Source organism: Burkholderia sp. JPY481 (assembly GCF_038900515.1).
Classification (GTDB): domain Bacteria; phylum Pseudomonadota; class Gammaproteobacteria; order Burkholderiales; family Burkholderiaceae; genus Paraburkholderia; species Paraburkholderia youngii.
In genome coordinates, this window is record NZ_JAYMRT010000006.1 from 354,859 (window position 1) to 370,003 (window position 15,145).

General features: G+C 63.0%; 15 protein-coding genes and 1 pseudogene. 7 read left to right on the top strand and 9 right to left on the bottom strand.

From position 1 onward, the window contains the following. Positions 1-114: 114 nt before the first annotated feature. From VSR82_RS17955 to VSR82_RS17975, 5 genes are all read right to left on the bottom strand, one after another. Positions 115-1,692 carry an HAD-IC family P-type ATPase gene (locus VSR82_RS17955; protein WP_429462376.1) on the bottom strand — a complete coding sequence of 526 codons (1,578 nt, stop codon included), beginning with the start codon at positions 1,690-1,692 and terminating at the stop codon, positions 115-117. Positions 1,693-1,911: 219 nt separating this feature from the next. Then, on the bottom strand, positions 1,912-2,559 hold the full coding sequence (locus tag VSR82_RS17960; protein WP_368587513.1) for a response regulator: 648 nt from the start codon (positions 2,557-2,559) through the stop codon (positions 1,912-1,914). 327 nt (positions 2,560-2,886) lie between these two features. Next, positions 2,887-3,714 carry a universal stress protein gene (locus VSR82_RS17965; RefSeq protein WP_498857969.1) on the bottom strand — a complete coding sequence of 276 codons (828 nt, stop codon included), beginning with the start codon at positions 3,712-3,714 and terminating at the stop codon, positions 2,887-2,889. Continuing rightward, positions 3,711-4,214: a universal stress protein gene (locus VSR82_RS17970; protein WP_498857970.1), complete on the bottom strand. Its 504-nt coding sequence runs from the start codon at positions 4,212-4,214 to the stop codon at positions 3,711-3,713. Before VSR82_RS17970 ends, VSR82_RS17965 begins: the two co-directional genes overlap by 4 nt. Before the next feature lie 23 nt (positions 4,215-4,237). Continuing rightward, a complete protein-coding gene (locus VSR82_RS17975) occupies positions 4,238-5,077 on the bottom strand; it encodes a universal stress protein (protein ID WP_429462370.1) in 840 nt (279 codons plus the stop codon). A gap of 60 nt (positions 5,078-5,137) precedes the next feature. On the opposite strand from VSR82_RS17975, the gene VSR82_RS17980 reads away from it, so the two are divergent. Together VSR82_RS17980 and VSR82_RS17985 are read left to right on the top strand one after the other, a co-directional pair. Next, positions 5,138-5,887, top strand: coding sequence for a flavodoxin family protein (locus VSR82_RS17980; RefSeq protein WP_498857971.1), 750 nt, complete (start codon positions 5,138-5,140; stop codon positions 5,885-5,887). 578 nt (positions 5,888-6,465) lie between these two features. Continuing rightward, complete coding sequence (locus VSR82_RS17985) at positions 6,466-6,957, top strand: hypothetical protein (RefSeq protein ID WP_410852284.1); 492 nt, start codon at positions 6,466-6,468, stop codon at positions 6,955-6,957. A 436-nt stretch (positions 6,958-7,393) separates the two neighbouring features. Here VSR82_RS17985 and VSR82_RS17990 read toward each other — a convergent pair whose 3' ends face one another. The 3 genes from VSR82_RS17990 to acs all read right to left on the bottom strand — a co-directional run bounded on the left by VSR82_RS17990 (position 7,394) and on the right by acs (position 10,595). After that, complete coding sequence (locus VSR82_RS17990) at positions 7,394-7,729, bottom strand: c-type cytochrome (RefSeq protein WP_368587506.1); 336 nt, start codon at positions 7,727-7,729, stop codon at positions 7,394-7,396. 247 nt (positions 7,730-7,976) lie between these two features. After that, complete coding sequence (locus VSR82_RS17995) at positions 7,977-8,588, bottom strand: acetate uptake transporter (protein ID WP_368587505.1); 612 nt, start codon at positions 8,586-8,588, stop codon at positions 7,977-7,979. Between the two features lie 30 nt (positions 8,589-8,618). Continuing rightward, on the bottom strand, positions 8,619-10,595 hold the full coding sequence (gene acs, locus VSR82_RS18000) for an acetate--CoA ligase (protein WP_429456631.1): 1,977 nt from the start codon (positions 10,593-10,595) through the stop codon (positions 8,619-8,621). A 375-nt stretch (positions 10,596-10,970) separates the two neighbouring features. Between acs and VSR82_RS18005 the strand changes: the two genes are divergently transcribed. From VSR82_RS18005 to VSR82_RS18015, 3 genes are all read left to right on the top strand, one after another. After that, positions 10,971-11,213: a hypothetical protein gene (locus tag VSR82_RS18005; protein ID WP_429462361.1), complete on the top strand. Its 243-nt coding sequence runs from the start codon at positions 10,971-10,973 to the stop codon at positions 11,211-11,213. A 227-nt stretch (positions 11,214-11,440) separates the two neighbouring features. Next, positions 11,441-11,755, top strand: a complete 315-nt coding sequence (locus VSR82_RS18010; RefSeq protein ID WP_429462359.1) for a hypothetical protein — start codon at positions 11,441-11,443, stop codon at positions 11,753-11,755. Between the two features lie 174 nt (positions 11,756-11,929). Continuing rightward, a complete protein-coding gene (locus tag VSR82_RS18015) occupies positions 11,930-12,364 on the top strand; it encodes an Hsp20/alpha crystallin family protein (RefSeq protein WP_429462357.1) in 435 nt (144 codons plus the stop codon). A gap of 77 nt (positions 12,365-12,441) precedes the next feature. Here the strand turns inward: VSR82_RS18015 and VSR82_RS18020 are convergent. Next, positions 12,442-12,840, bottom strand: a pseudogene (locus VSR82_RS18020) (nitroreductase family protein); the annotation flags it as partial. Positions 12,841-13,167: 327 nt separating this feature from the next. On the opposite strand from VSR82_RS18020, the gene VSR82_RS18025 reads away from it, so the two are divergent. Continuing rightward, positions 13,168-14,202, top strand: coding sequence for a chemotaxis protein CheB (locus VSR82_RS18025; protein ID WP_429462355.1), 1,035 nt, complete (start codon positions 13,168-13,170; stop codon positions 14,200-14,202). Between the two features lie 124 nt (positions 14,203-14,326). Then, positions 14,327-15,016, top strand: coding sequence for a CBS domain-containing protein (locus VSR82_RS18030; protein ID WP_035490457.1), 690 nt, complete (start codon positions 14,327-14,329; stop codon positions 15,014-15,016). Positions 15,017-15,145: the final 129 nt, after the last annotated feature.

A 15,145-nucleotide genomic window follows, 5' to 3' on the forward strand; every position in this document is an offset into this window, starting at 1 on the left:
TCACACTTTAAGGATGCGTCGCGGGATGCTTACCACGAACGCGGGCAATTTTCGCAGAAGCTGCATCCAAATGGAGAGGATATGAACCGAAATCGGATAGCGGTCGCAGCCGAGCTACCTCGGTGCATACCGAATTAGGTCGGCGCTGTGTTGCATGAAGACGTATGTGCCCGCGGTGAGCAAGAGGGCGACCATTGCCGAAACACCCAAGGCGAGCGTCTTGCTTCTGCCGCCGTCGCCAATATGGTGAAGTAAGGCCACCGAGGCGATACACGCGATACCAAAACTGATGCCAGCGAGGACGTCCGAGAACCAGTGGGCTCCGAGGTAGAGGCGCGAAAATGAGATGAGCGCAATGAGAAGGCCCGCTGCTATGGCAATACGCTGGCGCCATACGCCGCGATAGGTACGTGCGACAAAGTAAGCAAGAAGACCGCAGGTGACGACGCTCAGTGTCGCGTGGTTACTAGGGAACGAGAAACTGTGCACACCCTCGTATATCAACGTCGGCCTCGGCCGCTGAATGACGAAGACTTCAGCCAACCCGATTGCTGCTACCCAGTAAAGGCCACTTCGCAATTCGCGCTGCCAGACGAACCAGCCAAGCACGACGAACATCACAGGGACGGTGACCGCCGCATCGCCGAGTTCCGACGCAGCGACCATCACCGAATCGAGGGCGGGAAAGCGAAGGGGCTGCATGGCGGCGTGAATAGCAACGTCCACGTCTACCAGCGGGTCATGACTGACGACATCCTCGAGCACGCCAAAGAAGAGCCACACGCCACCAATCACCAGTACCGTTGCAACAAGCAGGTTGCGGACGCCGATGCGCTCGTAAATCAGATGCCAGGTAATCCTCTGTCCGCCGGACATACCAAACTCGCTTCCGGGCGCAAATGTCGCGGCCGAAAGTTTATAGACGACCCGCGTGAGTGCAAAGCTGGCTACCAGCACCACGATAGCCGATGTGAGCGGCATCATCGGTGACGGCAGCGAGAGGTTGAAGAACGTTCGGAGCGGCCGCAATGCGACGACCAGGACGAAGCATGCAGTCATTGCGCCAATCGATAACGCGCGAAAAAGATTCACCGGCCTGGACAACAGGTATAGAGTCCACAATGCGACGCAGAACAATGCGATGGCGACCATTGTCCGCGCGCTTTCGAGGCCTCCATTTTCATATTGAAACACGGTGAAATAGGCTGCGAATGTGCCGATGGCGGCCACAAGACCTGCCGGAATGGCGAATCGCATCACTCGCCCAATGAAGCCGGGCTTGACGCGGTCGCCACCGGCCTCCATGGATAGCAGGAAGGCAGGTATCCCGATACTCAATGTGCCTACAAGAGTGAGGTGGCGCGGAAGGAAAGGGAACGGCAGGTCGGCAATACCCGCTGCAATTGCGAGCAGCATCGCATAGACCGTTTTGGTCACGAAGAGGTTTGCCAGACGCTCAACGTTGCCGATGATTCGCCGCCCTTCGCCGACAATAGCCGGTAGCGACGCAAGACGGTCATCGACCAGTACAAGTGGCGCGACCGTGCGGGCGGCCCCTGAACTACTCCCCATCGCGATACCAATGTCTGCCTGTTTCAGCGCAAGCACATCGTTGACTCCGCCACCTATCATGGCGACGGTATGACCGTTTGCCTGCAACGCGGCGACCATTGCTTTCTTGTGTTGAGGCATCGGGGCCGGCGCTCAGACTCGGGTGAGTCCTTCCGCGTCTTCGATATGGATCGTTTTGCCTTTCGCCCGCACGAGGCGATCGCGCCGAAACCTTGATTGGCGACGTCATCGCAAATATGCATCAGCGGCGCTTTAACCGAGACCAGGAATCGAGGTAGCCGGCGTTGGAATATTCCTGACGACAGGAGGTCGCTCTCTGAGCACGGAAGTGGAAGGGTGCTACAGGTCGGTTTCGTCGTCGAACAGCTTGTGACGGATCGCATAGCGAACCAGCCCGTTCTCGTTCGGCATCTGCATTTTTTCGAGGATGCGCGTCTTGTGTGTGCTGATCGTCTTGACGCTGACGCAAAGTTCGTTGGCGATCTCGCTGATGCTCTGGCCTTCGACGAGGCGCCGGAACACGTCAAATTCGCGATCGGACAACCGCTGGTGCGGCAGCGTGTCGACAGGCTCGTTCAGATTCTGCGCGAAGCGTTCGGCCATCGCGAGACTCACATACACGCCCCCTGACGCAGCTTTCGTCACCGCGCCGACCAGTTCCGCGCTCGCGCTTTCCTTGGTCAGATAGCCCGACGCACCCGCCTTGAACGCGCGCACCGCGTATTGCTGCTCGGCGTGCATCGTCAGTACCAGAATCCGCAGATCGGGTTTTTCCTCCTTGATCTGCTTGATCAGTTCGATGCCATTGCGCCCGGGCATCGACAGATCGAGCACGAGCACGTGCGCATGCGTCGTGCGGATCAGCGCGATCGTCGTGGCGCTGTCACACGCTTCACCGGCTACTTCAAAGCCGTTTGCCTGCTGGAGGATATGGCGCAGCCCCTCGCGCACGAGCGTGTGGTCGTCGGCTAGCAACACTTTGATCATGAGGCGATCTCTATCTGTTGCATCGATTGCAAGGGAAACATATCCACCGTTGCCTTCGACTGTCTACCGATTGGAGGACACGACTATTATCCGCCTCCCACAGCAAGCAGTACGCGCCATTTGTGCACGGCGTCGGTCCAAGCGTGCTCGCCATCGCAGGGTGGGCAGTGTTATTCAGCGTCTCCTGAAGGACGTGGCCTCGCGCCACCGCCCCATGCCGTGAATAATCCGTAGTAAGCGGTTCGCGGGGACGGCGCGCGCATTGGCCCGGTTGCCCTTTATCCACACCTGCGCCGTCCCGCAGCGCTCATTTAGCTCGGGCGCGGCTCAATGCGCCATCAACACCGGCACCGTCATCGATTCGAGCATCGTCCGCGTGACGCCGCCCCACACCCGTCCACGCGCACGCGAATGGCCATACGCACCCATCACCAGCAGATCGGCGTGCAGGTCCGAGACCCGGTTGAGCAGCGTCGCGCCCGTGCCCGCGACGCGAAGGCGCGGCGTCGTCGAGAACGACGCGCGCACGCCCTGCGCCTCGAGCCATGCTGCGACGTCGATCGCGCTGGGTCCCGTTTCACGGTCATGCGTGGGCCCGACGACGTCGACGCTGACAAAGCGCGCGCGTTGAAGCAGCGGCATCGCGTCGGCGATCGCTCGTGAGGCTTCGCGGCTGCCGTCCCACGCGATCAACACGTTCTCGCCAAGCGTCGGCACCGCACCCGCGTGCGGGATCACGAGCGCGGGTCGCCCCGCGCCCAGCACGACCTCGCCGACGAAATGCCGATCAACGTAAGTCGCGGGATCGTGCGGGTCGGGTTGGCCGAGCACCAGCAGGTCGGCGTGCCGCGCATGAAGTGTGGTCACATCGACCGGCGAGCCCTCCGGCGTGCGCCATTCCGCTGTGCGGCCGGCGCGCTCGGCCGCGGCTAGAAATGCCTGCTGAGCCGTCTCACGGCGATCGGCCGACAGTGCGGCGAGCTGGGCGACGAAACCGTCGTCGGTGCCGAACAGCGGTTTCGCGAAGTCCTCGCACACGACATACAAACCGATCAGGTGTGCGTCCCAACGCTGCGCAAGATCGAGCGCGAGCGCGACGCGCGCGTCGCAGCGACGGCTGTCGTCGATATGAACGAGCAGGGTCTTGTAGCTCATGTCAGCTCCTTTTCGGCGGACGCGGTGACGGACTGATCGTCGGGTTCAACGACCGCACGAGCCGGAATCAACAGGACCGGGCAGCGGGCGCTACGCAGCACGCGCTCGGCGACGCTGCCGAGCATGACGCGCCGAAAGCCGCGGCGGCCGTGCGTACCCATCACGATGGCATCGGCGTTCCATTCGAGCGCCGCCGCGATGATGCGCTTCGCGACGTCTTCGCCGGGGATCGAGGCTTCCACGGTGCGTGGCGTGCCCTTGACGCCGTGCGCTGCCAGCCGGCTCTTCGCGTCGGTCGCGATCCGCTGGCCTTCTTCGATGAAGGCGTCCTCGATCACGGACGGATCGAAACCCGGCGTGTCGTACGCCATGATGGGCATATCGATCACATACAGCGGCATCAATTCGGCACCGGACTCGGCGGCGAGGGTCAATGCGGCATCGAAGGCTCGAGAGACGGTATCGCTGCCGTCGAGCGCGACCAGTAGGCGGTGAAACATAATGGTCTCCTTAAGCGCGATCTTCAGTGCGACAACAGCACTGGCACGGTCATCGACTCGAGCATCGTGCGCGTTGCGCCTCCCAGTACGACTTCATGCAGCCGGGAGTGTGCGTACGCGCCCATCACGATCAGGTCGCAGCCGAGCTCCGACGCTTGCGACAGCAAAGCATCGCCGACCGGCGTGTCGTTTTCGATGGTCAGCTCTCGCACGTCGATCTTCACGCCGTGACGCGCGATGGTCAGCGCGATGTCCGCGCCGGGAATCCTATCGCGCGGCGGTTGATCGCTGGGCGAATGGACCGTCAGCAGCGACACCTTCGCGGCATGCGCGAGGAACGGCAGCGCGTCGTGGATCGCGCGGGTGGCTTCACGGCTGCCGTCCCACGCGATCAGCACGTGCCGGCCCGGCGGCGTGACGCGCCCGCTCGACGGCACCAGCAATACCGGCCGTCCCGTCGACAGCACGACGTGCTCGACGAACTGTTCGGCGACGAACGCCTCGGGGTCGACCGGATCAGTCTGTCCGAGCACGATCAGATCGGCGAGACGGGCGTACGGCGGCACATCGTCGTTCGCATAGCCGTCTGCGGTGATCCACTGACCTTCGACCTTTGCACGCGCGAGTTCGGCATGAAAGAGCCGCTCGAGCGAGCCAGCCCTTTCGTGGCGCTGGCGCTCGTGCTCCGCGTAGTACTCGGCAGTGCCGGCCATGACGAAGAACGCGTGGCGCGGTGGCACATAGGTCGAAAACAGACCGGTCAGCCGCGCGTGAAACCGGTGTGCAAGCTGCAATGCGATCTCGAGACGCGGATGCGCGCGAACGCTCGTATCGATGTGAACGAGAATGCTTTTGTAGCTCATCGTCAAGGCTCCCTGACAGACCGCGTGGAAACGGGCGCAACCCGTGGTGACATTTAGTCTATGGTCCAGCCCGGCGCGACTGTTGACGCAGATCAAGCACGCGGATGCCGCACGCCAGTTGACGTGGGTCAATCGCTGCCGGCCGAGCTCAATTACTCTGACACCACCGCCCGCAAGTCGAATCTTGATCGAAGCGGCATCGCATCGCGAGCCGGCACGTTCGCAGCGCATGACGCTCAATTGGCGGATGAGGTGCCCCATGTCCGCTGTCGGAGAAAGCATATGTCCGAGCGTTGCAGGATTCTCATCGTCTATTACTCGCGAACCGGCACAACGCGGCGTGATGCCGAGCTGCTCGCGTCCGGGCTGGACGCCGACATCGAACCGATCCGCGAACCCGGCGGTCCCGAGCCGCGTAACGGTGCACGCGGTTTCGTCAGATCGTTGATGGATGCGCTGTGTCATCGACACGCCGAGGTCATGCCGGCGTTGCTCGACGTCGCAGCGTATGACCTCGTCGTCGTTGGCGCGCCGGTCTGGGCACGCGGCGCATGCGCGCCAGCTCGGGCGTGGTTGGAATTGCACGGCCCGCAGGTTCGCCGGCTCGCGCTGTTTTGCTGCGAGGGCGCGTTCGGCGGCAAAGAGGCGCTGAAGCAGATGTCTGAGGCGGCGGGCAAGGTGCCGCTTGCGACCTGCGTGTTTACCGGCAGTGACCTGTATCGACGCAAAGACGGCGTCAAGCGCGACACGTTCGCGCAGAAGATCAGGTCGAGAATGGCGGCACGCCGCGAGATGGAGTGGCTGGTGTAGCGGGGTGTTCAGGCTCGCGGTCGAAAACGTTGCGACTCGACGCGCAGCGAGCCGCGCAACGCGTCGAAGTCGGTGCGCGGATGACGATGCACAGGCGTTCCGTCCGGAGCCGTGAAAGCGGGTGCTTGCGCTCGAGCAAGACCGCTTGCTACGTCAGTTCGAGTCGTTCGTTGTAGAGATCCAGCACGTCGGCAAAGGCCACAGCGACTTCGCGATCAGCAGCCGGCACCATGTCGCCCCCGCATCCTGACATGCAGAGCAGCGCGAACAGAAACGAAACGATCAGGGCGGGTCTCAGTCGTCCTCGCCGGGTAGTGTGGATGTGGCCGGGGCGGTATTCATCGCAAGCGTAGACGCGTGGCAGTGGCACCGCTTGATCGCCGTCAATGGGATGTTTGATCAGGATCAGTCTTCATACGCGACGAGCCGCTATGTTTGGAGACACCCGGGAAGCGATCGTCACGGGACGCGACGCGATCGTCGATGTCGAGTTCGCTGCACACGAGCTGCGGTTGGCCGGGTTCAGACGCGACAAAGACTGGAAACCCGATGAACAGCAAACTCAGCGAGATCCATAAATGCATTGGTTCGGCGGCCACACCGACACCGGCGCGGTCATAAAGCGCGCCGCGTATCGGATCTGGGTGTCGATCCTATCTGTGGTGCTCGTTGCCGGATGCGCGAGCACCGCGCGCGAGGCGGCCTTCCGCCGCGAGGAAGTCGCGCTGTTCGAGGCGCGTCAACAAGCGTCTGTGCGTTGCGAACCGACGGTCGATTGCGAGTCGGCATGGGTACGCACGCGCGCGTTCGTCGCGACGCATTCGGCGAGCCGCATCGTCCGCGCTGACGATACGCTGATCGAAACCGCGTTGCCGCATTCGTTCGGCTTCGTGTATCTCGCGGCGCAGAAGGGACGGCTCGACGAAGATCACGCGCTAATTCAGCTGAAAGCGATGTGCCGCGGCATGTACCGCACCGACGGTAACGCGAGCGTGATGTATTGGACCTGTGCGAATGCGATCGTCGCGGTCGAGGACGAGTTTCGCGCGTTTATGAGCGAAGCGAAATGACGAGCTTCAGCGAGCTCGAATGCGTATCAGTGCACGGGATCGCTCCGCCGAATCAGTCCGCAAAGCGCATGACCACACTACGTTGACCTGCATCAAATAGGTGGCCGGTCGTATGCGTATCTTGAGCTTGAGGTCGCAGCGGGTAAATGCTGTCCAGGACGGCAAAACCATGTTCCGCGATGCGCCCGACAAGAGCGACGGGGCGCAGCAAATGCGCGGAATAATCGATTACATGACCGATCCGAATGTCGGCACAGGAATAAACAGCGCGGATCCCCGGCTGGTCTGATATCGATCGAACCTCGGGATCGAAAGAACCTTTATGCGGGCCTTGCCATGTGTCTTTGTCGAGCCACAGAGCGAACGCGCCGCGCAACGTGAGCGACTGACGGGGTGATCGCCGCGATCGTATGTCGCTGGCCGGCTCGACGAGTCCTTATTGGCTAAGCACCCACTGCACTAAGGTGTGCGCGTCCTGTGCCGACAGCGGGCCACCGCGTTCGGCCGCGGGCGGCATCGGCGTATCGCCCCAGTGTGCCTTGCCGCCGAGCCGCAGCTTGTGCTCAAGCATCGGCTGCGCATCGGGCATGTTGCGATAGTGGTCGGCGATCTGCTGGAACGACGGCGCGAGAAATGGCGCATCGCGCGTGTGGCAGAACATGCAGTGCTGCTGATCGACGAGCGCGGTCGGCTCGGATTCGCCGTAGGCGGTGCCGGCCGTCAGCGCGGACGCCGCGCACACCAGCAGACAGTTTCGAATTCGCGCAATCACGGCAGTGCTCCCGCATAAGGAATAAGACCAGTGTATGGGCGGCGAAACTGCCCTTATTGACCTCGGTCAAATGATCTGCGGTGCAAGCCGGCGGGTTCCCGGTTCGCCCGTGCGCCGTGGCATTGGGTAAAGCTTTCGCCCGCCAGTCAGCCGCAAGTTTCGCGCGTGCGGGAGCGTATCCAAATGACGAGGGCCGCCGCGCATCTGATATGCGCGGCGGCCCGAGTGCAGCGGCGGATGAGCGTAATCAATCCGCAAAACGCGTCACCACCGCGGCGCTGAGCGATTCCATTTCGACGACCGGGGGTTTCGCGCCGATCGGCAGGACCGTGCGCCCCAGCGACTCGTTGATGATCTCCGCCGCGGACAGATAGAACGCGAGCAGCGCCGTCAGCAGGCCGCCATAGCCACCCGCGTGCCGAAGTGCCGCCGAGCCGAGCCATTCGCCGGCCGCAAGCAGAAAGAAGGTCGCCCACAGCGCGACGAACACGCACTGCAGCGCGCGCGACGAGCGGAACGTCGCGATCCACATGTAGAACGTGAAGACGCCCCACAACAGCAAATACCAGCCGACGAACGCGGCCGGCACCTGTTCGTGCAGGAACAGCGCAAACAGCGCGAACGACCACCAGAACGCGCCATAGCTCAGGAACGCGGTGGCGCCAAATGTGTTGCCGCGCGGAATCTCCATGAGTCCGGCGACGATCTGCATGCTGCCGCCGAACGCAAACGCAACGGCGAGCACGAGACCGAGCGAGCCGCCGCTGAACCAGCCGGCGTTGATCATGCTCAGGAGCCACGTGGTCAGCGCGAAGGCGGCAAGGCCGAGCGATGCGGGGTTGGGAGCGGTGGGTTTCATGGTGAAGTCTCCTGAATGGAACTGGGGGGCTTACTCGTGATGTCCGAACTGCAGCAGCACGGCGGGGTTTTCCACGGTGGACATGTCCTGCTCGACCGTTTCCCCCTTCGCGACCGAGCGCAGCAGACGCCGCACGACCTTGCCGGAGCGCGTCTTCGGCATGCTGTCGCCGAAGCGGATTTCCTTCGGCTTGGCGATCGGCCCGATTTCCTTGCCCACCCACGCACGCAACTGCTCCGCGACCTTTTTCGCTTCGGCGCCTTCCGGGCGCGGCCCCTTGAGCACGACGAATGCGACGATCGCTTCGCCGATCGTCTCGTCGGGCCGGCCGACGACCGCGGCCTCCGCCACCAGCGAATGCGCGGCGAGCGCCGATTCGATTTCCATCGTGCCCATGCGGTGGCCCGAAACGTTCAGCACATCGTCGATGCGGCCGGTGATCGTGAAATAGCCGGTCTGCGGATCGCGAATCGCCCCGTCGCCCGCCAGATAAAGTTTGCCGCCCAGGTCCGCGGGGTAGTAGCCACTGCGGAAGCGCTGCGGATTGCCCCAGATGGTGCGCAGCATCGACGGCCATGGCTCCTTGATGACCAGCAGGCCGCCCTGACCGTTCGGCAGGTCGCAGCCGGTTTCGTCGACGATCGCGGCCTCGATGCCGGGCAGCGGCAACGTGCACGATCCGGCGACGAGCGGTGTCGCGCCCGGCAGCGGCGTGATCATGTGGCCGCCCGTTTCGGTTTGCCAGAAGGTGTCGAGCACCGGACAGCGTCCGCCGCCGACTTCGCGCGCAAACCACTCCCACGCGCTCGGATTGATCGGCTCGCCGACGGTGCCGAGCAAACGTAACGAGCCGAGGTCGAAGCGACGCGGATGCACGCTGCTGTTCGTCTCGGCGGCCTTGATCAGCGAGCGGATCGCAGTGGGCGCCGTATAGAAGATGCTGACCTTGTGCCGCGCGATCATCTCCCAGAACCGTCCCGCGTCGGGCCACGTCGGCACGCCCTCGAAAATCACCTGGGTCGCGCCGACCGCGGTCGGGCCATAGCAGATGTAGCTGTGACCGGTGATCCAGCCGATGTCGGCCGTGCACCAGTACACGTCGTCGGCGCGCAGGTCGAACGTCCACTTCATCGTGACGGCGGCCCACAGCAGATAGCCCGCCGTGCTGTGCTGCACGCCCTTGGGCGTGCCGGTCGAACCGGACGTGTACAGAACGAACAGCGGATGTTCGGCACCGACCCATTCGGGTTCGCAGGTGTCGGGCTGGGTCGCTTCGAGTTCGTGCAGCCAGCAATCGCGCGGTTCGTCCCACAGGATCGAGCCGCCCGTGCGCCGATAGACGATCACGGTATGGATCGCGTCGGTGCCTGCCATGTTCAGCGCTTCGTCGACGACGGATTTCAAGGGCAGATTCTTGCCGCCGCGCATCTGCTCGTCGGCGGTAATGACGGCGACGGCGCCGACGTCGACCATGCGTTCGTGCAGCGACTTCGCCGAGAAGCCGCCGAACACGACCGAATGAAGCGCACCAATGCGCGCGCAGGCCTGCATCGCGACGACACCTTCGATCGACATCGGCAGATAGATCATCACGCGGTCTCCACACGCGATGCCGCGCGCGCGCAGCCCATTCGCCAGGCGGCACACGCGCGCATGCAGTTGCCGGTACGTGATGGTCGTCACGGTGCCGTCGTCGGCCTCGAAAATGATCGCGGTCTTGTTGGCGTTGCCGTCGTGCAGATGGCGGTCCAGGCAGTTGTACGACGCGTTCAGCAGACCGTCGTCGAACCACTTGAAGAACGGTGCGTTCGATTCGTCGAGCACCTTCGTGAAGGGCCGGTGCCAGCTCAGATGCTCGCGCGCGAGCCGTGCCCAGAAGCCGCTCCGGTCGGTGCGGGCTTCGTTGACGAGCGCTTCGTAGGCGGCCATGCCGTCGATGGCGGTGTCCTTAAGAAGCGGCGGGGCGGCCGTTTCCGGCGTTTGATCGTTGATGGCGACAGTGGACATAGTCTTCTCGCTGACGTGAATGAGTGAACTCGGACAGGTACACCGCGACTGCCGATATCCGACGATCGGCGGCGCGGCGGCGTGCATGACTCGAACAGTGCTTCGGATGTCGCAACCAGTGTGTTGCGCAAAGCAAGGGGCACGATTGACTCAGATCAATCGCGGGTGCGTGACGCGAATTTGTGCGTCTGCGAAGGAGCACGAATCGTGTCGTCCGATGGTCCGACGAGAGTCAGCCGATTCCTACGAGCGGTCTCCACGGACTACCCGCGTTTCCGCCGCCGCTGATTTAGATAACGAGCACGGTTGCCAATAATAGATTCGACGGCACGCCGTTTCCACGGCGTCAGAGTCGGCGAAAACGAGGAGGCGGTCATGAAAGACACCATCATTCCCCTGCGGGCACTGGTCGAAAAATGGCTTGCGCCCACCGGCGCGACCCCCGCGCATGTGGTGCGCACCGGCCGCATGGCGATCACTCGCGCGCGTTACGTCAGGCTTGAAGGCGCGATTTCTTCGCGGCCCCTGACGATAGTGTTTTTCCGGCACGGCAATGGTTCGTGGGACGTGTTTCCGCCCGTTGAATGCCTGCCGGCGATGAGCGCGGGGTGTGTTTAAGCGCTGAGCCCTCTCACAGCGGCACCGCTGGCTACGGGAGCGGCATCGCGTCGTGAGATGCTTGGGCACATCAAGAAAATGACCTTTATCCCCCGTCCTTCGTCGCGGTTGACGCAGGTCAATGACTCCGCTTCACGGAGGAACACGATAGGCCTGCGGCGAACGACGCTGTCCACGGACGGTGCCGCGCTCGGTGTCCGGACAATACTCGGAGCGGGAGGGGGAGGATGGGCATCGGGATGCAGATTGTCTATCTCGGCTTCGCTGGCACCGCGCAGCTCGAAGCAGAGGCGGGTGTGCAGCTGGTGCGTCTTGCGCGGTTCGGGGCGCTCGTATCGAACTGCCATCTGGCGGTTGAGGCGTTGCGCCCGGATCGCGCCAGTCCGCATTTCGACGTGCGTCTGGATCTGACCACTCCCGCGCACGAATTCAGGTCCATCGCGCATTGCGTCGGCGACAACGCCGAGGCGGCGATCCGCGGCGCGTTCGATCTCGCGGAACAAGAACTCGAAGCGATCGCAGCGCGAGCGCGCAACCACTGACCGACGATGGCTCGACGCACGATGTTTCACGCGCCATGCGCTTGACGACGGACGGTGCTGGATCACGAACTGCTGCAAAGGCGAGCGAAGCCGTCGGTGCACTGGACCTGGCTTGACGTGGATCAACGACACAATTGGGCCATTTGATGGTCTGCTTATATGAAGGAGAGCGCAATGAGCAATCTGACGCATTTTGATCCGTTTTCGACGGATCCTGTTTCGGAGCTGTTCCAGGGATTTTTCCGGCCGATGCGCTCGATGCTGACGACACAGGACACCGAACTCGCATCGATGAAGATCGACGTGACGGAAAACGACGGTGCATATTCGGTGAAAGCCGCACTGCCGGGCGTCGACAAGAAGGATATCGACGTTCAGATCGACGGGCGCGTCGTTTCGATCAACGCGAAGGTCGAGCGCAACAAGGAGGAAAAGGAGGGCGAACACGTGATCCGTCGCGAGCGTTACTCCGGCACGTTCAGCCGCTCGTTCTCGCTCGGCGGCGAGGTCGACGAGGCCAATGCGAAAGCCGAATACAAGGACGGTGTGCTGTCGTTGAGCCTGCCGAAAAAAGCCTCGAGCGAGCACAAGCGCCTGACGGTCAACTAGAAGCCAGCAACCCAGCCTGGACGATGAAGTATGGCGCGCCGTCACTGGCGCGCCTTTTGTTTTGCCGATCAACAGCCTCAATCCGCGAGAGAGCTGACCTCCGTGCCGAGTGGGCCAACGGTCTGCGCGAGAATCGGCAGTTCGTCTTCGTTCAACCTGAGCGCGTCGGCAAGCTGGCGGTGATTGATCCAGCCGCGCACCACGCTGCCGAGCCCAGCGGACGCGCAATACAGCGCGACGTTTTGCGCCATCGCGCCGGCCGCGACGGCGGAAAAGATATCGCGTTGCTGCAACGGCATCTGCAGCAGACGCGACGTGTTGACCACATACACGAGGTCGAGCGGTGCGTCGCCGACGAAGTCCTGATAGCCGGTCAGATTGCGCGCGTCGCTCGCATGCTTGAGCACGAGCCGGTGCGACGCCGGGTCATAGCGATAAACGCCGTTGGGCAGCACCGCGTAGAGCTCGATTTCGTGGGGCGATGCGTTCCCTCGCATGTCGATGCATCGTCTCGAACATACCGGCGCGTACGCGGCTGCCGTTTGACTTCAGTCAACGCGTCGTGACACGGCTTGCGCGACGTCCGGCGCATCGCCCGTTACCCACAGGTAGGTCAAGAGCGCGTGACCGGAGCAATTGGCCGGTGCGGAGCAGTGAAAAACGGACAGCTCTGTGCCCTCAGCGCAGATCGCGATAGTCGTGGGACATCAGCATGAGCGCCGCCACTGCCGGCTTGACGCAAATCAACAACGGTCTGGCATCACGCAGCGATCATGGGGTTCTATTCGAACCGAAGGCTAATCATGAGCGGCCGGATCTTTGTGATAGGCGCATCACACGGCGGAATCGACGCGTTGCAACAACTGGTGAGACAGTTACCCGCCAGCTTCCCGGCGCCAGTGTTCATCGTCCAGCACATCGGCGCCGCTAGCCCGAGCATGCTGCCGGTCATTCTGGGCAAGGCAGCACGCCTGCCGGTGACCCAGCCGCACAATCTCGAAATCTTTGAGAAGGGGCGCATTTATGTCGCTCCTCCCGATCACCATATGCTTGTCCGGCAAGGCTATCTTCGCCTGTCGCAAGGACCACGGGAAAATCACTGCCGCCCGGCGATCGACCCGCTGTTTCGCTCCGCCTCCAACGTGTATGGGCCGGCCGTCGTCGGCGTGGTGTTGACCGGACATCTCGACGATGGCACGGCCGGTTTGATGGCCATCAAGGATCGGGGTGGAATCGCGGTCGTGCAGGAGCCATCGGAGGCGCTTGCGCCGTCGATGCCGCGAAGCGGGCTCGCACATGTCTGCATCGATCACTGCTGCAAGCTCGGGGAGATGGGAGAGCTGTTCGTGAGTCTCGCCAACGACGATCCGGACACGCCCGTGTCGGGCGACTATGACGAGCTCATCCGGATCGAGACTCGCATCGCGGAGGGCATGCTCGACACCGCGGACTGGGCGCTCTTCGAGCGCATGAGCGCGCCGTCCGGCCTGAACTGTCCTGAGTGCACGAGCGCGCTATTCGAATTGCGCGATCGACGGATGATGCGGTTCAGGTGCCGTGCGGGCCACGCATTTTCCGCGCTTTGTCTTCTTGGCGAACAGCAGCGATCGCGCGAGAACCATCTGGCCGCGCTGTTCGGTTTGCTCAACGAAGAAGCCGCGCTCGCACGACGCCTGCTGAACGCTCCGTTGGCGCAACGCATTGACACCGACGTAGCGCTGCACGAAAGAATCGGCGGAGCGGAACGGGAAGCCACGCAGGTGTGGCAATGGCTTTGCGCATCTGAGCGCGGCGCTTCTCCGCCTGACGGCCAACCCGGGTCCGCGTCGGCACGCTAACGCAAGACCGTCCAGAGCGCTGCTCAACGCACGGTCGCTTGATTTCGGTCAACGCCTGCAAGCCGAATCGGACCAAACATTGTCCCGTCTTGCCCCCAACTCGCCACTCGATATGGAGATCACCATGCAAGCCTCGGACATCATGACGACCCAGGTCGTTTCAATTGCACCGGACAGCTCGGTCTATGACGCGGCCAAGCTGCTTGCCGACAACAGGATCAGCGGCCTGCCGGTCGTCGATGACGCGGGCAGCGTGATTGGCATCGTCAGCGAGGGCGATCTGCTCCGGCGTGTCGAAATGGGCACCGAAACGCCGCGTCGGTCATGGCTCGCGGAGTTCCTCGCGCCCACGCGTCAGCTTGCGGTCGAGTATCTGAAAGAGCGTTCGATTCAGGTGAGCGACGTGATGAGCGCGCCCGCTGTCACAGTCGAAGAATCCGCGCCGCTTACCGAGGTCGCCGCATTGCTCGGGCGCAAGCACATCAAGCGGCTACCGGTGTTACGCAAAGGCAAGCTCGTCGGCATCGTCAGCAGGGCCGGTCTGGTGCGCGCGCTAGCGAGCTGTGCGCCCGCGCAGCTCGATGCACAACCGTCGGACGAGCAGATCCGCGGCGCGATTACGAAAGAACTCGATGGGCACCGCTGGGCGATCGCAGCCGACAACCTGATAGTCATGGAAGGGGTCGCTCATTGCTGGGGAGTGGTGCGATCCGAGGAAGAGCGTCAGGCGATCCTCGCCGCCGCAGCCCGCGCGCCAGGCGTGAAAGCCGTGAAGGATCATCTGGAGTATCCCGACGCCTTTGCGCCGATGTGACAGGGGCGGTGCAAAAACCGTTGCGCACCGTATCTCGAGCCGATGCGCCGCATGCGTGTGTCGGCAAGAGCGCCCGGTTCTTCTGACGCTGGAGCGTCGCTGGCGCGCCGATCGCCGGGACGGACAGGG